Origin of the sequence: Thiospirillum jenense, from assembly GCF_014145225.1 — a bacterium.
Lineage (GTDB): Bacteria > Pseudomonadota > Gammaproteobacteria > Chromatiales > Chromatiaceae > Thiospirillum > Thiospirillum jenense.
On the sequence record NZ_JABVCQ010000004.1, the window covers coordinates 71,506 to 88,864 of the forward strand.

The 17,359-nt window shown below is 50.5% G+C and carries 16 protein-coding genes; 13 read left to right on the forward strand and 3 right to left on the reverse strand.

The genetic code is table 11. The annotated features are described in order from the left end of the window. The first annotated feature begins 171 nt into the window (after nucleotides 1-171). From hyfB to HUK38_RS02645, 10 genes are all read left to right on the forward strand, one after another. A complete protein-coding gene (gene hyfB / locus HUK38_RS02600) occupies nucleotides 172-2,196 on the forward strand; it encodes a hydrogenase 4 subunit B (protein ID WP_338065344.1) in 2,025 nt (674 codons plus the stop codon). Nucleotides 2,197-2,271: 75 nt separating this feature from the next. Further along, entirely contained in the window at nucleotides 2,272-2,811 is a 540-nt protein-coding gene (locus HUK38_RS02605; RefSeq protein WP_182582242.1) for a carbonic anhydrase, read from the forward strand. 39 nt (nucleotides 2,812-2,850) lie between these two features. Beyond that, entirely contained in the window at nucleotides 2,851-3,807 is a 957-nt protein-coding gene (locus HUK38_RS02610) for a respiratory chain complex I subunit 1 family protein (RefSeq protein ID WP_182582244.1), read from the forward strand. Further along, nucleotides 3,804-4,511, forward strand: a complete 708-nt coding sequence (locus HUK38_RS02615) for a formate hydrogenlyase (RefSeq protein WP_182582246.1) — start codon at nucleotides 3,804-3,806, stop codon at nucleotides 4,509-4,511. The genes HUK38_RS02610 and HUK38_RS02615 overlap by 4 nt, the downstream gene beginning before the upstream one ends. Beyond that, on the forward strand, nucleotides 4,508-5,986 hold the full coding sequence (locus HUK38_RS02620; RefSeq protein WP_182582247.1) for a hydrogenase 4 subunit F: 1,479 nt from the start codon (nucleotides 4,508-4,510) through the stop codon (nucleotides 5,984-5,986). Before HUK38_RS02615 ends, HUK38_RS02620 begins: the two co-directional genes overlap by 4 nt. Nucleotides 5,987-6,048: 62 nt before the next feature. Beyond that, the gene (locus tag HUK38_RS02625) at nucleotides 6,049-6,528 is read left to right on the forward strand and encodes a low molecular weight protein-tyrosine-phosphatase (protein WP_182582249.1); all 480 of its coding nucleotides are present in this window, start codon (nucleotides 6,049-6,051) and stop codon (nucleotides 6,526-6,528) included. 86 nt (nucleotides 6,529-6,614) lie between these two features. Continuing rightward, nucleotides 6,615-7,910, forward strand: coding sequence for a glutamate-1-semialdehyde 2,1-aminomutase (gene hemL / locus HUK38_RS02630; protein WP_182582251.1), 1,296 nt, complete (start codon nucleotides 6,615-6,617; stop codon nucleotides 7,908-7,910). A gap of 175 nt (nucleotides 7,911-8,085) precedes the next feature. Beyond that, nucleotides 8,086-8,916 (forward strand): type II restriction endonuclease, encoded by an 831-nt coding sequence (locus HUK38_RS02635; protein ID WP_182582253.1) that lies wholly within the window; start codon nucleotides 8,086-8,088, stop codon nucleotides 8,914-8,916. 2 nt (nucleotides 8,917-8,918) lie between these two features. Beyond that, a complete protein-coding gene (locus HUK38_RS02640) occupies nucleotides 8,919-9,830 on the forward strand; it encodes a DNA adenine methylase (RefSeq protein ID WP_182582256.1) in 912 nt (303 codons plus the stop codon). Between the two features lie 129 nt (nucleotides 9,831-9,959). Continuing rightward, nucleotides 9,960-11,897: a methyl-accepting chemotaxis protein gene (locus HUK38_RS02645; protein ID WP_238787391.1), complete on the forward strand. Its 1,938-nt coding sequence runs from the start codon at nucleotides 9,960-9,962 to the stop codon at nucleotides 11,895-11,897. 87 nt (nucleotides 11,898-11,984) lie between these two features. Here the strand turns inward: HUK38_RS02645 and HUK38_RS02650 are convergent, their stop codons facing one another. Continuing rightward, a complete protein-coding gene (locus HUK38_RS02650; protein ID WP_182582258.1) occupies nucleotides 11,985-12,308 on the reverse strand; it encodes a cupin domain-containing protein in 324 nt (107 codons plus the stop codon). A gap of 185 nt (nucleotides 12,309-12,493) precedes the next feature. Here HUK38_RS02650 and HUK38_RS02655 point away from each other — a divergent pair, with 185 nt between their 5' ends. Together HUK38_RS02655 and mepA are read left to right on the forward strand one after the other, a co-directional pair. After that, complete coding sequence (locus HUK38_RS02655) at nucleotides 12,494-13,399, forward strand: sulfite exporter TauE/SafE family protein (RefSeq protein WP_182582259.1); 906 nt, start codon at nucleotides 12,494-12,496, stop codon at nucleotides 13,397-13,399. A 105-nt stretch (nucleotides 13,400-13,504) separates the two neighbouring features. Beyond that, entirely contained in the window at nucleotides 13,505-14,326 is an 822-nt protein-coding gene (gene mepA / locus HUK38_RS02660) for a penicillin-insensitive murein endopeptidase (protein WP_182582260.1), read from the forward strand. Between the two features lie 75 nt (nucleotides 14,327-14,401). Here mepA and fnr read toward each other — a convergent pair whose 3' ends face one another. Together fnr and HUK38_RS02670 are read right to left on the reverse strand one after the other, a co-directional pair. Continuing rightward, nucleotides 14,402-15,181, reverse strand: coding sequence for a fumarate/nitrate reduction transcriptional regulator Fnr (gene fnr / locus HUK38_RS02665; protein WP_338065350.1), 780 nt, complete (start codon nucleotides 15,179-15,181; stop codon nucleotides 14,402-14,404). 83 nt (nucleotides 15,182-15,264) lie between these two features. Then, the gene (locus tag HUK38_RS02670) at nucleotides 15,265-15,456 is read right to left on the reverse strand and encodes a hypothetical protein (protein ID WP_182582261.1); all 192 of its coding nucleotides are present in this window, start codon (nucleotides 15,454-15,456) and stop codon (nucleotides 15,265-15,267) included. Between HUK38_RS02670 and parE the strand changes: the two genes are divergently transcribed. Then, on the forward strand, nucleotides 15,455-17,359 hold the full coding sequence (parE, locus tag HUK38_RS02675) for a DNA topoisomerase IV subunit B (RefSeq protein ID WP_182582262.1): 1,905 nt from the start codon (nucleotides 15,455-15,457) through the stop codon (nucleotides 17,357-17,359). The two genes, HUK38_RS02670 and parE, sit on opposite strands and share 2 nt — an antisense overlap.

Consider the following 17,359-nt stretch of genomic DNA (forward strand, 5'->3'; position numbering starts at 1 on the left):
GTCACATCAGATGCCGTCGCGTATTGATAATCATCAATACTGGCGGACGATTAAACAGGTGGTTATTCAAGCGTCATTCAGAAAATGACCGCACCCTAACCAGTCATAGCGCATCACTTCATTCGCACCGCCGCCGTTTTTTAATTCGATTTCACTGTTTGGGTAACTCAAGTGCGACACCTTCCGCTGCCACTCTTATTCGCATTATTCGCCGTCAGTTTCGCATTACTCTCCGCCTGTTCATCACTCCTTGCCATGCGCTGGCGCCGCACCATTCGCACCATCGCATTACCCTTATTCACACTGGCTGGGGTGGCGGCCGTCACCAGCGGATTCATGGTGTTAATTCACCCGGATTCATTCAGTCTCATTCTGCCATTTGGCTTACCCTGGCACAACTGGCACATTCGATTAGACGCACTGGCCGGATTATTTTTAATCATCGTCGGCATTCTCAGCATTGCCGCCGGTATTCACGGCCGCAGCTATGTCCACAGTTTAGAACGCGGTGCTGAAAGTGTGGTTGCATTAGGTGGATTTTCCGCCCTCTTTTTAATGGGCATGTTATTAGTCATCTTAGCCGACGACGCACTGTTATTTATGATTGCGTGGGAGCTGATGTCATTAGCGTCTTATTTCCTAGTCGCATTCCAACACGAATACGCCGCCAACCGCCGCGCCGCTTTTTTATACTTGTTAATGGCGCACATCGGCGGCTTGTTAATACTAATTAGCTTTGGCGTATTAGCCGCCTTTGCCGACAGTCAATTCACCTTCACCGCCCTGCGCACCGCCGAATTATCACCGCTTTGGGCGAGCATTGCATTCACCCTCGCGTTAATTGGTTTTGGCATGAAAGCGGGATTAGTGCCATTACACGCTTGGCTACCTGAAGCGCACCCCGTCGCCCCGTCACATATTTCAGCGTTAATGTCCGGCGCCATGCTCAAGGTCGCCGTGTATGGCTTCGTGCGCAGCGTATTTGATTTAAACGGCGAATTGCAATGGCAATGGGGCGTAGTGGTGTTATTTATTGGCAGCATCTCCGCGTTAATGGGTGTGTTGTATGCGTTAATGCAGCACGACTTAAAGCGGTTATTAGCCTACCATTCGGTTGAAAACCTTGGCATCATTTTTATTGGTTTGGGTTTATCATTATTATTTCTTGCCACCGGCCATTATGGACTTGGCACACTCGCCTTATTAGCGGCACTGTACCACAGCATTAATCACGCCTTATTTAAAGGTTTACTCTTCCTCGGCGCAGGCGCCATTTTGCACAGCACCCACGAACGCGATCTAGAACAAATGGGCGGCTTATTACGGCGAATGCCCTGGACGGGACTCTGGTTTTTAATTGGCTGTCTCTCCATTTCTGCATTGCCACCATTCAACGGATTTATTTCAGAATGGCTCACTTTTCAAGCGGCACTGTCGGCATGGCAATTAGAAAGTGGCGTATTACGCAGCGTCATTCCCATTGCCGCCGCCGTATTAGCTTTAACCGGTGCATTAGCAGCCGCCTGTTTTGTCAAAGTCTATGCCGTTGCCTTCTTAGGTCAAGCCCGCTCACGCCATGTCCGACGCGCCCGTCCCGCACCAAAAGGAATGCGCGTAGCACAGGGTTTATTAGCGATTTTGTGCATTGTATTAGGCGTATTACCCGGCCCGACATTAGCATTACTCAATCAAATATCGGCACAATTATTAGGTCATGGCTTACCCGCAACCAGCATTAACAATTGGCTCTGGTTAATCCCAATCTCAAATACCACCGCCAGCTACAGCGCCCCTTTACTCGTTTTCGCACTCACATTAACCATTGCCGCATTGCTGTGGTTATTACAGCGCCGCTTTATTCGAGTGAGACAAAGACGCTGCGATGCGTGGGATTGCGGATTTATTCCACCAAACGCCCAAATGCAATACAGCGCTACCGGTTTTGCCCAACCCATTCGCCGCGTTTTTGGCGGGTTATTTATGATTGAAGAATCATTAAATACCCGCAGCAGTGATGGCAGTTGGCGTTATCAATTGCGCGTCGGTGATCGGGCATGGGGATTGTTTTATTTGCCATTAGTTCATGCAGTCGAAGCAGCAGCGCGCCGCGTTGTGCGGTTGCAATCGGGCAATGTGCGCGTCTATCTTGGCTGGACATTAGCGACGCTTTTATTATTACTGTGGCTGGTTTCATAATAGATATTACGCCCGCTGTATTAAATGCTCCTGCGTCCACGTCACGCTTAAAAACAACCAGTTTATTGGTGCAATATGCAACGTTTAATTCCGGTCACTTCATCCGCTGATATTCTCACAGACTATCAAAACACGCCTATTGGTGCCCTTTTGGAATATCACAATCTGGGCAGCGAATTCGATTGCTATTCACAAGCACAAATTTTAATTGGCATGTGTATGGATAATCGCAAATATTTGCGTATTCCAGACAACTTTGCTTATATCATTCGCACCGGCGGCGGTAATTTGCGTTATAGCGAATTCAAGGTGTCTTATGCCATTGCCGTGGGCGGCGTACGGTCTATTGCATTAATTGCACATAATCACTGCGGTATGGTTAATTTGATGGCCAGACGTGATGTATTTATTCAGGGTTTAATTGATAATGCCGGCTGGGAACCGGAATGGGCCGAGCAACATTTCATGCACTTTGCGCCCATGTTTGAAATCGGCAATGAAATTGATTTTGTATTAAGTGAAGTGCATCGGTTGCGCGCCCGTTATCCGAAAATTCAGATCGCACCATTGTTGTACCGAATTGAAGATAATCTGCTCTATCTCATTCGAGAATAATGAGTTTAATTCTGTCATCATATTAAACGACTAACACACATGACCACGTTGAATTGGACATTTGCGATTATTCAAGCAATGATCTACATTGTTTGTGCGCCATTACTGGTCGGTTGGGTGCGCAAATTGCGTGCTTATTTACAAAATCGGCGCGGGGCACCGCTCTTACAACCCTATCGTGATTTGCGTAAATGGTTTATTAAAGAAACCCGGGTTGCTCATACCGCATCGCCAATTTTCACGATTGCACCGGTCATTGTCTTTATGACAACCTGGTTAGCCGCCTCAACCATTCCATTATTAACATTAAACACCCCCACCACCGCGTTAGCCGATTTAATTGTCTTAGTCGGTTTATTAGCATTAGGGCGATTCTTTCTTGCGCTCGCCGGCATGGATATAGGCACGGCATTTGGCGGCATGGGCGCATCGCGGGAAATGTTAATTGCCGCATTAGCCGAGCCTGCAATGTTAATAGCCGTATTCACATTGGCGATGTCTGCACACAGTACCAATCTGACACAGATCATTGATTACCAATTAGGATCAGGATTTGTATTACGCCCGTCTTATTTGTTTGCATTAAGTGCGCTGGGTTTAGTTGCAATGGCGGAAGCAGGTCGCATTCCCGTTGATAATCCGACAACCCATTTAGAATTAACCATGGTGCATGAGGCGATGTTATTAGAATATTCTGGGCGGCATTTAGCACTAATGGAATGGGCAGCGCACATCAAACTGATGTTGTATGGCGTGTTAATTGCAAATATCTTCTTTCCCTGGGGCATCACGACGACCTTAGAACAGTGGTCAACCTTGCCAATTGCGATCTTGGCAGTTGTCTTAAAATTGATGCTGTTAGCACTCATTATGGTCATTGCTGAAACCGTATTGGCAAAGATGCGGTTATTTCGGGTGCCGGGGTTTCTTAATTTAGCATTATTATTGGCATTATTAGGGTTGCTGAGTCATGTCATGTTAGAGGTCGGCGTATGAGTCCAACTGCATTGCCGCTATTACAACAGTGGGTTGTCGTGCTGGCGGCATTATTATTATTTTTATCCTTTGTTATTCTAGCGCAAACCCGTTTAATTTCAGCGATTCATGCGTTTGCCTGGCAGGGTGCATTGATTGCGGGAGTGACTGCAGTCGTGGCGGCCGCGGCGCATTCACCGCATTTATATTTCTCTGCGGTATTAACACTGGGATTAAAAGCATTGTTAATTCCCTGGATGCTGCACCGCTTGACGCGGCGATTAGAATTAGAAAATCAAGCTGAAACATTGCGTTATCCTGCGCTAGTTGGCATGGCCGCAGTGGCGTTAATTATTTTTAGTTATTGGTTGGTATTACCAATTGTGCAAGCCGAATTAAACTTCACTCGTAACATCGTGGCAATTAGTTTAGCGGTCGTGTTAATTGGATTATTAATGATGGTGGTGCGTCATCAAGCAGTCGCTCAAGTGCTAGGGTTTATGTCAATGGAAAACGGTTTATTTCTCGCGGCAGTATCGGCCACCGCTGGAATGCCGTTGGTCGTTGAATTAGGCGTGGCATTCGACGTATTAGTTGCAATGATTTTATTTGGCGTGTTTTTCTTTCAAATCCGCGCCAGTATTGATTCGCTGGATGTTGACCAATTAAATCGGTTAACCGAAATGACCGATGCGTCTGATGGTGCTGAGGGAGAAGTGGGATGAGCCTATTATCAATCACGTTGCTCACTCCTTTACTCGGGGCATTAATCCTCGCATTAGTGCGCGGATTAAGTCGGGCGGGTTGGTTCAATTTAATTTTTTGCGCAGTCACATTAGGCAGTGCCATTTGGTTAGCGTGGACTGTGGCGAATCACGGGATTGTGTCAACGCAATTACTCGGCATTGCATTTCGGGTAGATGCGTTTAATGTTTATTTGGTGGTATTAACGGCGTTGGTGAGTTTAACGACGGCAATTTTTTCACGTCCTTATATGCGTTATGTGCGTCAAACTGGCCGAACAGATCGACGTGGATTGCGCATTTATCATAGCATGTATCAAGCGTTTATCTTTAGTATGTTGCTGGCATTAACGACTGATAATTTGGGTGTGTTATGGGTGGCAATGGAAGGCGCGACGCTTGCTACTGTATTATTAGTCTCACTGTATCGCACTCCAGAAGCGGTTGAAGCGGCCTGGAAATATTTCATTCTGTGCGGCGTTGGGATTGCATTAGCTTTATTCGGCACGGTGTTAACCTATTTCGCGGCGCAACAGGTAATTGCAGACCCGAATGCCGGATTAACCTGGAGTGTGTTATATGCCAATGCAGCGGCATTAGATCCAACGGTCATGCGCATTGCATTTGTTTTTTTATTAGTTGGTTATGGCACAAAAGTGGGATTAGTGCCATTGCATCAATGGTTGCCAGATGCGCATTCCGAAGGGCCGACTCCCATGTCAGCAGTCTTGTCAGGTTTATTATTAAACGTGGCATTATATGCGGTGGTGCGATTAAAAATGTTGGTGGATGGTGCGTTGTTAAATACCAGCTCGCCCCATTTAGCCGGTTATTTGTTAATGGGTTTTGGGCTATTGTCTTTTACCGTCGCGGGATTATTTTTACATCGCCAACGCGATATTAAACGCATGTTCAGTTATTCTTCGATTGAACACATGGGGTTAATGACATTTGCATTTGGTTTGGGCGGCTCATTAGCCACCTTTGGCGCGTTATTACACATGCTGGTTCATTCCCTGACTAAATCGGCAATCTTTGTCACCGTTGGTCATGCAGCACATATTGCGGGCAGTCAAAGTATTGATCGGATTCGTGGGTTAATTCGGACACAGCCCAGCGTGGGTTGGTCATTATTAATTGGCGTGGCGGCTATTGCCGGGTTTCCGCCCTTCGGCATTTTTATGAGCGAGTTTTTATTATTAACCGCCACCATGCAAACCTATCCCTGGTTGGCAATTCCGCTCATTCTCGGTTTAGTGATCGCCTGTGCTGGGTTATTTCGCCATTTACATCCAATGGTGTATGGTCATGCGCCCGAGGGTCAACAACCAGTAGCGGCAAACTTATTTCCAGTGGGCGTGCATTTAGCATTAGTTTTATGGCTGGGGTTAATGATTCCTGCGTTTTTAGCTGAATGGCTACAGCAAGTGAGTGCATTAATCACAGGTGTACAATAGTTGGATTGGTTAGGCGCATTATAAATGTGTCACAGCTTAATTAAATTATTTTGGTTAGCGTAATGAAAAAAATCAAAGTTTTATTTGTTTGTATGGGTAACATTTGTCGCTCACCAACCGCGCAAGGCGTGTTTCAAAAGCAAGTCACAGAGGCTGGATTGGCAGATCATATTGAGATTTCTTCGGCGGGGACTCATGCCTATCATATTGGTGATCCGCCAGATATGCGTACTCAACAAGTCGCCCAGCGGCGCGGGGTTAATTTGAGTAACCTGCGGGCGCGACGGGTGCGCGCAGATGATATTAAACAATTCGATTATGTGGTGGCAATGGATCAAGATAATTATCGAGAATTGCAAGCGATTTGTCCCGATGGTTATCAACAACGCTTGCATTTATTATTAGATTTTGCACCAGAATTAGGGACACGCGAAGTCCCAGATCCGTATTATGGTGGACCGGGCGGATTTGAGCGTGTATTTGATTTGGTTGAAGCCGCCGCCCGCGGATTATTAGCCGAGGTGCGCCGCCAATTGGATTAATCCATTATCTTGATTTATTTTGACGATCATACCCCGCGCATTTCGTATAATTTGACACTGCCTTAAACAAGAGGTTTTTATTCACGATGGTTACAACTCGCTCACAAGATTTATTTACCGCTGCCCAACAACATATTCCCGGCGGTGTTAATTCACCCGTCCGTGCCTTTCGTGGTGTGGGTGGTACGCCGCTCTTTTTTCAATCCGCCGCTGGCTCAAAGTTAATTGATGCGGACGGGAATAGTTATATTGATTATGTCGGGTCATGGGGACCAATGATTTTAGGTCATGCGCATCCCGATGTTATTGCCGCTGTCATTAACCAAGCGGCGCATGGTTTATCATTTGGCGCACCAACTGAATTAGAAGTTCAAATGGCGGATAAGGTGTGCGCGTTAATTCCCAGTATTGAATTAGTGCGCATGGTTAGTTCGGGAACAGAAGCAACCATGAGTGCGTTGCGATTAGCACGCGGCTATACCGGGCGCGATAAAATCATTAAGTTTGAGGGCTGTTATCATGGTCACGTTGACGCGCTATTAGTGAAAGCCGGGTCGGGTATGTTGACATTAGGTGAGCCAAGTTCACCCGGTGTGCCGGCGGCATTGGCCGAATTAACTTTAACGCTGCGCTATAATGATCTTGACCAGGTGCGCGATACATTTGCTAAGTTTGGCGATAGCATTGCGGCAATTATTGTTGAACCAGTTGCGGGTAATATGAATTGCATTCCACCCGCGCCGGGCTTTTTACAAGGCTTGCGTGATATTTGCGATCGCTATGGCAGTGTATTGATTTTTGATGAAGTGATGACCGGCTTCCGCGTTGGATTAAATGGTGCGCAAGGGTTATACGGAATTAAACCGGATTTAACGGCGCTGGGTAAAGTGATTGGCGGTGGAATGCCTGTTGGTGCTTTCGGTGGGCGGCGTGAAATAATGGAAAAAATCTCACCGCTGGGGCCGGTGTATCAAGCCGGGACTTTATCGGGTAATCCAATTGCGATGGCGGCGGGATTAAAAACATTGGAATTGATTTCAGCGCCAGATTTTTATTCCAATTTGACTGCCACGACTACGCAATTAACGCAGGGTTTAATGCAGGCGGCAGCCGCTGCGGGTATTCCATTCACAACCAATCAAGTCGGCGCGATGTTTGGGTTATTTTTCACCAATGCCAGTGCCGTGACCAATTATGCGCAGGTCATGGCGTGTCAGCAAGCGCAGTTTAATTCATTCTTCCATGCCATGTTGGCGCACGGGGTTTATTTCGCGCCATCTGCGTATGAAGCGGGATTTGTGTCAGCGGCGCATTCAGCCGTTGATATTGATACGACAGTCACGGCAGCGGCAGATGTATTCAAACAATTAGCCCATGTTTGATGAGTAGCTGAGTAGTTAATTATTGAGCATTCCCGCGTTTTAGCGCGGGAACGATCAAATCATTTCATAGCCGCGGCGGTTGGGTTGCGTATTAAGAATGTCTGAAGTTTATCATTAAACACGGGGAGATACCCATGTGAAATGATCGCTTGGCTATCACTGTGGCTGCAATCAGATGACTGAAAAAGCAAAATTTGCACAGAAACTGGAACAGTTCGTTACCGAACTGCGAGATCACGTTAGCAGTGGTGATGGTCAATGGACTGTCAAAGGATTTATCGACATCTTCAAGAACATTTACACCATCTCGTCAGACACAAAGATCGTATCGAAGATTCTTGAGATACACCTCTTTCCAAAAATTCTCTCATTTGCGCAGGCCAACAGATACAAGATTGTTCTCGCTGACCATCAGAACTATTATCCAGACATTTCATTTATCAAAGCAACCGATGAATCCGTAAGGTTTGCTGTTGATTTCAAGACCACATACAGAAACCCCAAAAAACCGTATTTATGTAATGGCTTTACGCTTGGGTCTCATGGCGCATATTTCGAGAATAGAACCAGCACCAAGAATATTCAGTTTCCTTACGGCAGTTACTCAGGTCATTTCTGTCTTGGCATTATTTACGACAGAGCGGAAAGTGCGACAGTTAATGAAACAAAAGCCCATGCAATTGATGAGTTGCATTCAATTATTTCCGTAGCACAAAACTTCGTTTTCTTTGTCAATGAGAAATGGAAAATTGCAAGCGATCAAGGTGGCAGTGGTAATACAGCCAACATCGGTAGCATAAATAACATTGCTGACATCATCGCCGGCAAAGGAATGTTTTCGAAGCTCGGAGAGAATTGGTTTGATGAATATTGGATGAATTACAAAAAGATAACTGTCCAAGACGGAAAAGGCGGTACGAAGAAAATTTCTACGCTTCGAGAATTTGTCGAATACAAAAACGGCGATGTTTCTCTTGTGGTTGATAAAAGGAGCAGCGAAGAATAACCATGAAAGTTGGTGTGCCGCCGATTAAATCACAAGGTATAAAAACAAAGCTCGTTCCTTGGATACGGAGCATGGTTCCAAGCGACTTTAATGGCGCTTGGATTGAACCATTCATGGGTACTGGCGTTGTGGCTTTTAATGTTGCACCACGACGCGCTATCTTGTGTGATACAAATCCCCACCTTGTTAGGTTTTACGCCAGCATACAATCAGGCGAAATAACACCGGAATTAGTCAAGGAATTTATTACTTGCGAAGGGGAGGCGCTTTTGTCAAAAGGCGAGGATCACTATTACCTCGTCAGAAACAGATTTAACACGGAACATTCCCCGCTCGACTTTTTGTTCATTAATCGCGCTGGTTTCAATGGGATGATCCGCTTCAATAGAAAAGGTGGATTCAATATTCCGTTTTGTAGAAAACCGCAACGATTTGCGCAGGCTTATGTGACAAAAATTGTCAATCAGGTTGCGTGGGTCTGCAAGATCATTAAAGCAAAAGAATTCACTTTTAAATGCCAAGATTTCAATAAGACAATTCAAGACGCTTCACCAAACGACATAATTTACTGCGATCCGCCATACATTGATCGGCATGTTGATTACTACAATGGGTGGGATGATGTTCACGAACGAGAGCTTTTTAATAGGCTCTCCGGCTTTAGTGGAAAGTTTATCTTATCGACATGGCATCATAATGATTACCGCGAAAATGAATATGTAAAGTGCTTATGGTCAAAACATCATGTTTGTACACGAGAGCATTTTTATCATGTCGGCGGAAAAGAAGAAAATAGAAACCCCGTCGTTGAGGCGCTAGTAACTAACTTCACGGACACTCCTATACAACACAGAAAAGAAAACCAAGTCCAATACATCTTGCTTGAATCTCCAGCGGCATATATCGTGGCATGATATAGCAGCATTCGTCGGACGCTGCGCCGTAACCTCCATGTTGTGCTTCGAATAACGTGCAAATGTGATTTCCGCACGGCAGATCACCCCCGCCGTCACTCACTCGTCACCAACCTATGCTTGACTTCAATGCAATGGAAACACGCCCGCCGTGTCATTGACGCATTGATTTTCAAGCACATTTTATTTATGACCATCCGCAAAAGCGTCACCCTCGCCGCCATCCTCGTCACCTTACTAGTCGCGGCGGCGGTGATTTTAGTCGCCCGCGCCGGCAACGCCCGCCTCGAAGCCCAACTGGCGCACTCGGTTATCAGCGCCAGCACGCTGATTTGGCGACAGGTCACGGAGCGGCTGTTCGATCACATGACCGCCGGCGTGGCGGCCTTCACCGACGATTTCGCGCTGCGCCAAGCGGTCAAAACCCGCGATGCCGCCGCCGTGACCGCGCAATTGACCGCGCTGACCAACTTGATTGGCGAGCAAGGCTATTTTGACCAGCTCTACCTGTTTGATCGCAGCGGGCAGTTGTTGACCAATCACCAAGCAACGCCATCACCGGACATCGCCGCTGTTGCCGCGCAACTGCCTGATTCTGCGACAGAAACGACGATCACGCGGCATATCGGGCGTTCGACTGTTGATGAACCGGTCGCGTTACTGGCATTCCCGCTGTTCGTGCGGCACGAGTACATCGGCGGCGTTGTGTTGCAAAAATCCCTCACCTCGGCGCTGGCGCGGTTCAAAGCGATTGCCAGCACCGAAGTCATGCTCACCGGCGCGAGCGAGCAGTTATTTGACGCGACGCAACCGGCGTTATTCAACATCATCAAACCGCACCTACCGCCGCTGGGCAGTTCGCTTTACACCACGCTCACCAGCGACACGACCAGTTACGCCACCGTGATCTTGCCGTTGACGGGCGTTGACCAGCAGCCCATCGCGCATCTGGTGACCTTGACCGACAACAGCGCGGCGTGGGCGGCACAACAGCGGTTTGAATTGATCGCCTACAGCGGCGTGGGATTGTTGCTGTTGATCGCCAGTTACGGGTTGTTTTGGTTGATGCGCCACGCGCTGCGCCCGTTGAATATGGCGGTGGCAACGGTGGCGGCACTGGCGGCGGGTGATTTGAACGTGTCATTTGCCGCCGCCGAGCATCAGGACGAGGTCGGCTGTCTGATGCGGGCGTTGCAGTCAATGGTCGAGCGAATGCGCGACATCATTCGTCACCTGCACCGCGCCAGCGGAGAATTGCACACGGCCGCGGGTGATTTGTCCACGCGAGCGCAGACCAGCAACGGTCAGTTTGACCAGCAAAAAATGCAGACCAATCATGTTGAAACGGCGATGCGGCAACTGGTCACGTCAGCGCAGGAGGTGAGTAATCACACCAATCAGGCGGTGGTGGCGACCGACGAGGCGCGCACGCGCATTGCCGAGAGTCGGGCGATTTTGACCGAAACGACGGCGTTGATTGCGCAATTGGCGGATGAAATTGCCCAAGCTGAGGGCGTGATTACCGGCCTTGCCCAACACAGTCAGGCGGTCGGCAATGTATTGGAGGTGATTCGCCACATCGCCGGGCAAACCAATTTGCTGGCGTTAAATGCGTCTATTGAAGCGGCGCGGGCGGGTGAATACGGGCGCGGCTTTGCGGTGGTGGCTGATGAGGTGCGGCAGTTGGCGATTCGCACGCATCAATCTATTCAAGAAACCGAGACGATGATTGCCAGTCTTAATACCAGTTCTAATACGGCGGTGACGGTGATTCATGCTAATCGGGCGCGGGCCGAGCAGAGCGTTAGCCATTACAGTCAAGCGGTGGAACAATTGGATGCGTTTGCTGGCGCGGTGGTGCAATTGACTGATTTAATTCAGCAGATCGCGGCGGCGACGGATGAGGAAGAGCAAATGGCGGCGGAAATTGCGCGGGCGATGGAGCAGATTAACCAATTAGCCAAGCAGAATGCGGCGCTGGTGGCGGATAATTTGGTGCAAAGTGCGCAGTTGAATACGCTGTCTGATACCCTGCGCGAGCGCGTGGCGTATTTTCATTTTGATTGATGTCATTACGCGGTGCGTGGATCGTCATTCTCACTTTCGCGGGAATGACGAAGAATGCGTGCAATTCAATAATCATTTTATGTTGGCTTAACTATAAAAGATCGCCAACCAAAGTGTTGGTTCTGAGGGCGTTGTCCATTTAATGCGATGTTTGATGTGTGCCGCAATGTTGAGATAATCACCCGCCGCCAATGTGATTACTTTATCTTCAAACTCTAATTGTGCTTGACCTTGCAATACTAAAACCCATTCTGCTTGATCTTGATCGTACCAAAAGCCCGCTTCCGACCCATGCCCATATGACATAATTCGTTCAATTTTGACGTGTTGCGTATGCACAAGTGTTTGGAATATTTCATCAGGTAAAACACTCGGCAGATTAGCAAAAACATTATTTTTATCGAGTTTCATTTCACACCTGTCTGCGCAAAAACGCGGATTTGAATAATGAGCGACTTGACTGCCAACTCGCCGATTCTATTTTCTACCGTGCCGTAAACCGATAAACTGCATCACTCGTGGGATTTAAACCCGCAATTGATGCGGTTCATGCCTCACCCTACCGACTGAAAACCATACGAATACAACAGCTTATAATGAACTCGCTCGCCAAATTTTATCAAGATCACCCCCGCCGCCTGCGCTGGTGGTTATTACTCACACTGGCAACAACCGCCGCACTGGCGCTGTACGGTCAACTGGTCAACCACTGGCTGCCCGGTGTAGCACATTTACCACCGCTGGCGACTGCAACGGTGCTGGCGATTTTTGCCGCCGCGCTGGTGTGCGAATATTTGGATTCCAGCCTCGGCATGGGCTACGGCACCATCTTGACGCCGCTGTTGCTGCTGGCAGAATTCGCCCCGCTCGACATCGTGCCGGCGGTGCTGTGTTCGGAATTGTTGACCGGACTGGTGGCGGGCGTGTGGCATCACCGCGACGGCAATCTCGACCTGTGGCATGACCGCAACGCCCGGCACACGCTGGGGTGGTTGGCGCTACTCAGTACGGTTGGCGCACTCGCCGCCGCCGCGCTGGCGGTCAAATTATCCGCCGACTGGTTCGCCATCGCCATCGTGACCATCGTATTGGCAATGGGCGTGATGACGCTCGCCACCGCCAAGCGCCGCATCCGCTACCGCCCCGCCGCCATGTTGGGCATCGGTTTGGTCGCGGCGTTTAACAAAGGATTGAGCGGCGGCGGCTACGGGCCACTGGTCACGTCGGGGCAAATGGTGTCCGGCGTCGCACCCAAAGCAGCGGTGGCGATCACGTCACTCGCCGAAGCCTTCACTTGTTTGGTTGGCATCAGCGCCTATTTGTGGTTAAAAGACGGGCAATTGAATTGGTCACTGGTATTGCCGCTCGTCGCCGGCGCGCTGTTATCCGTGCCAATGGCGACGGCGACCGTGCGGCGATTACCAGAAGCGGTGTTACGTCAAGCGGTTGGGATTCTGACGTTGCTGTTGGGCAGCGTGTTATTATTCAAGTTAATTGCGTAATTCACCGCGCCAGCAGCGGGTTATGAAATGGATTTATTGTCCTGACATGTTCAATTGATTAACACGACTCGCCCGGTTTATTAACACGACTTATCAGAGAATGTCATGCGTTTTATTCATCCACTGCAATTGCCAGCGTTAATCACAACTGCGCTGCTGGTTTTAACCACCGCCAATTCCGCCCCCGCCGCCGAAGTGATCGGCAGTGCCACCAACGGCTGCGTGGCGGGCGCTGAATCACTCCCCGCCAGCGGCATCGGCTTTGTCAGCATCCGCCGCGAGCGCCAGCATTATTTTTCCCACCCGGCCACTGTGGCATTTGTCCAACGCCTCGGGCGGGTCGTGGCGAATAACACCGGTCAATTGGTGATGATTGGCGACTTGTCACGGCCGCTGGGCGGGCAGATTTCGCGCCTGCACCGCAGTCATCAAAACGGGCTAGACGTGGACGTGTGGTTGACGCTCGCGCCGTCGGCGGATTGGGCGTGGCAAAACATCCCGGATGGTCAGGATCCGCCGACGGTGGTGGACGCTGACCTGCTGCACGTCAACGAGCGGTTTAGTGATGCGCAACTGCTGTTGCTGAAAACGGCGGCGCTGGATGCGACGGTTGATCGGATTTTCGTCAACCCGGCGATTAAATTGGCGTTGTGTCAACAGGTGAAATCGGCAAAGTGGTTGCGCAAAATCCGTCCGTGGCGCGGGCATGATGCGCATTTTCACGTCCGCCTGCGCTGTCCGGCGGGCAATCCGCAATGCAAAGCGCAAGCCCCGCTGCCGGCGGGTAACGGCTGTGGCACGGAATTGGCGTGGTGGTTCACGGATGAGGCGCTGCATCCGCCGCGGCGGCGGTTGGGTGTGAGTAAACCGCCACCGCCCCCGCCGGCGGCATGTCAGGCGTTATTTGCCAAACAGCGATTGGATTAAAGCGTAGTCATTCATTATTCAATGCCGGCAATTCAGCGGTGCACTGAATGATGATAATTGATGACTTGTGATGATTTATGACTGTTGATGAGAGCGATGCCGGCGCGGCGGCGGAGTGACGGGCGCGCCGCTGAGGCGTTTTAAAGCCACAGAATTTAATATCTTGATTTGTTTGCGATCAACCTGTAATAGCCCGTCGGCTTGAAAACGGCTGAATAAGCGGCTAATCGTTTCCACCGCTAATCCCAAATAATTACTAATATCGTGGCGCGACATGCTGAGTGTGAACTCGGTGGCTGACAACCCGCGCCGCCCGAAGCGTTGCGACAAATCGGTTAAAAATGTCGCCAGCCGTTCGGCGGCATGTTTCCGCCCGAGTAACAGCAACATCTCACTTTGTTGGTTCAGTTCCCGACTCAGCAGGTGATACAGCTGGCGCTGTAACGCCGGCAGCGTGGTAGCCAGTTGCGTCAATGGCAGGTAGGGGATTTCGCAAATCGCCGACGTTTCCAGCACTCTTGCCGTGCGGCTGTGACAATGTTGCGCGATACCGCCCAAGCCAATCGGCTCACCGGGCAGGTAAAACCCCAGCACCTGCTCTTCAGCGTTCATCCCCGGGGCGCAGGTTTTCACCGATCCGGTTTTGACCACATAGAGCGCACGGAGCGGCTCGCCGTGACGAAATAACACGTCGCCGCGGTGAAATGGGCGCGAGCGTTCGACAAGTGCTTCCAACTGTTCGACATCTTCCGGCGCTAATCCGCCGGGCAGACATGCGCTGGCCAGCGAGCAGTTTTTGCAGGCGATGCGGATGCTCTCAAAAAAAATAACTTTGCGGTGCGTGATGGCGGCAATTCCTGTGGTATATGAGACGCATAACTGTCGTGATAATCCAACAGTTGGGTCGCTCGCTCACCGGTTAAATCAAAATCCTACTGCTAAACGAGCGGTGAAACAACTGGCGAGGTCAACGGTGATTTTTGGCTAACTGCTTGATTTAACAAACTGTCAGCCACGATCAATCGGTCAAGCGCATCACGCGCCCCCGCCACGCCGCCCCGCCCGAATGGTAGCAGTCGGGTATCATAATCCCTGATTTGCCGTAACCACCTCGACTGTTTTCCCGCCATGTCCCCAGACCCGTCCAGTTATACCGCCGCCGCTATCGAAGTCTTAACCGGCCTCGATCCGGTGCGCAAACGCCCCGGCATGTACACCGACACCACCCGCCCCAATCACCTCGCGCAAGAGGTGATAGACAATAGCGTTGATGAGGCGATTGCCGGGTTTGCGCATGAACTCAATGTCACGCTATTTAGCGACGGATCGCTGCAAGTTGACGACGATGGGCGCGGAATGCCGGTAGATGTCCACCCGGAACTCGGCTTATCCGGCGTCGAAGTGATCTTGACCCGCCTCCACGCGGGCGGGAAATTCTCCACCGCCAACTACCGCTTTGCCGGCGGTTTGCACGGCGTGGGCGTGTCGGTGGTCAACGCGCTGTCGCAGCGGCTGGAAGTGTGGGTCAAGCGCGGCGGGCAGGAATATCACCAAACCTTTGCCGACGGTGAACCCGCCAGCAGTTTGACGGTGATTGGCAGCGTCAAGCGCGCCGTCACCGGCACGCGGCTGCGGTTTTGGCCAAATCCCGGCTATTTTGACAGCCCACGTTTTGCACCGCGGCCGCTGAAACATTTGCTCCGCGCCAAAGCTGTCCTCTGCCCGGGCTTGACGGTACGGTTTAGCGACGAGGCGAGCGGCGAGGAGGAGGTGTGGTGTTACCGCGACGGGTTGCGCGAATACCTCGCCCACGCCTTAACCGACGTAACACTGTTGCCAGAGTCGCCGTTCACCGGTGATTTTGCTGCCGAAACCGCCGCGGCGAATTGGGCGCTGGCGTGGCTGCCGGAGGAGGGCGATCTGGTCACGGAAAGTTACGTTAACCTGATCCCGACCGTCGCCGGCGGGACGCACGTCAACGGGCTGCGCACCGGTTTAACCGAAGCGTTGCGCGCTTTTTGTGAATTTCACAACTTGCTGCCGCGTGGCATTCGCCTAACGCCGGAGGACGTGTGGGCGCGGGTGAGCTACGTTTTATCGGTCAAATTGCTCGAACCGCAATTTTCCGGTCAAACCAAAGAGCGGCTGTCGTCGCGGGAGTGCGCGGCGTTCGTGACCGGCGTGGTCAAGGATGCGTTCAGTTTGTGGCTCAACCAACACGTCAGCATCGGTGAACAGATCGCCGCGCTCGCCATCACCGCCGCGCAGCGCCGTGAACGTGCCGGCCGGCAAGTGGTGCGCAAAAAAATCACGCAGGGGCCGGCGCTACCGGGCAAATTAGCCGATTGCACCACCAGCGACATCAGCCGCAGCGAGTTGTTTTTAGTCGAGGGCGATTCGGCGGGCGGCTCGGCGAAACAAGCGCGGGATCGGACATTTCAAGCAATTTTGCCGTTGCGCGGGAAGATTTTGAATACTTGGGATTTGGAATCAACCGCCATTCTTCATTCGCAAGAAGTGCATGATATTAGCGTTGCTATTGGCGTTGATCCGGGCAATGATGATTTGTCACAACGCCGCTTTGCCAAGATTTGTATTCTCGCGGATGCCGATCCTGATGGCGCACACATTGCCACGTTATTATGCGCTTTATTCCTGCGTCATTTCCCCGCATTAGTCACCGCCGGGCATTTATATGTCGCCATGCCGCCGCTGTATCGGATTGATGTTGGGCAGCAAGTCTTTTATGCGCTGGATGATTCCGAAAAGCAGGGTATTTTAGACCGCATTGCCGCAGAGAAATTAAAAGGCAAAGTCAGTATTCAACGTTTCAAAGGCTTGGGTGAAATGAATCCGCAGCAATTGCGCGAGACCACTATTCACCCCGACACCCGCCGTTTAATTCAACTCACTTGGCCAGAAACGGCGGTTGATAGTCTGGAAATCATGGACATGTTATTAGCCAAAAAACGCGCCGCAGATCGGCGGGCGTGGCTGTCGGGATTGCGGCAGGATGGTGTCATCAGTAATTAA

Excerpts from the sequence above, each read along its gene's own strand:
- HUK38_RS02640 (WP_182582256.1), top strand. The coding sequence starts at position 8,919 with ATGAAAGTTGGTGTGCCGCCGATTAAATCACAAGGTATAAAAACAAAG.
- HUK38_RS02670 (WP_182582261.1), bottom strand. The coding sequence starts at position 15,456 with ATGGCGGGAAAACAGTCGAGGTGGTTACGGCAAATCAGGGATTATGAT.
- HUK38_RS02650 (WP_182582258.1), bottom strand. The coding sequence starts at position 12,308 with ATGAAACTCGATAAAAATAATGTTTTTGCTAATCTGCCGAGTGTTTTA.
- HUK38_RS02610 (WP_182582244.1), top strand. The coding sequence starts at position 2,851 with ATGACCACGTTGAATTGGACATTTGCGATTATTCAAGCAATGATCTAC.
- HUK38_RS02645 (WP_238787391.1), top strand. The coding sequence starts at position 9,960 with ATGCAATGGAAACACGCCCGCCGTGTCATTGACGCATTGATTTTCAAG.
- HUK38_RS02615 (WP_182582246.1), top strand. The coding sequence starts at position 3,804 with ATGAGTCCAACTGCATTGCCGCTATTACAACAGTGGGTTGTCGTGCTG.
- HUK38_RS02655 (WP_182582259.1), top strand. The coding sequence starts at position 12,494 with ATGAACTCGCTCGCCAAATTTTATCAAGATCACCCCCGCCGCCTGCGC.
- HUK38_RS02605 (WP_182582242.1), top strand. The coding sequence starts at position 2,272 with ATGCAACGTTTAATTCCGGTCACTTCATCCGCTGATATTCTCACAGAC.
- hemL (WP_182582251.1), top strand. The coding sequence starts at position 6,615 with ATGGTTACAACTCGCTCACAAGATTTATTTACCGCTGCCCAACAACAT.
- mepA (WP_182582260.1), top strand. The coding sequence starts at position 13,505 with ATGCGTTTTATTCATCCACTGCAATTGCCAGCGTTAATCACAACTGCG.
- parE (WP_182582262.1), top strand. The coding sequence starts at position 15,455 with ATGTCCCCAGACCCGTCCAGTTATACCGCCGCCGCTATCGAAGTCTTA.
- HUK38_RS02635 (WP_182582253.1), top strand. The coding sequence starts at position 8,086 with ATGACTGAAAAAGCAAAATTTGCACAGAAACTGGAACAGTTCGTTACC.
- HUK38_RS02620 (WP_182582247.1), top strand. The coding sequence starts at position 4,508 with ATGAGCCTATTATCAATCACGTTGCTCACTCCTTTACTCGGGGCATTA.
- HUK38_RS02625 (WP_182582249.1), top strand. The coding sequence starts at position 6,049 with ATGAAAAAAATCAAAGTTTTATTTGTTTGTATGGGTAACATTTGTCGC.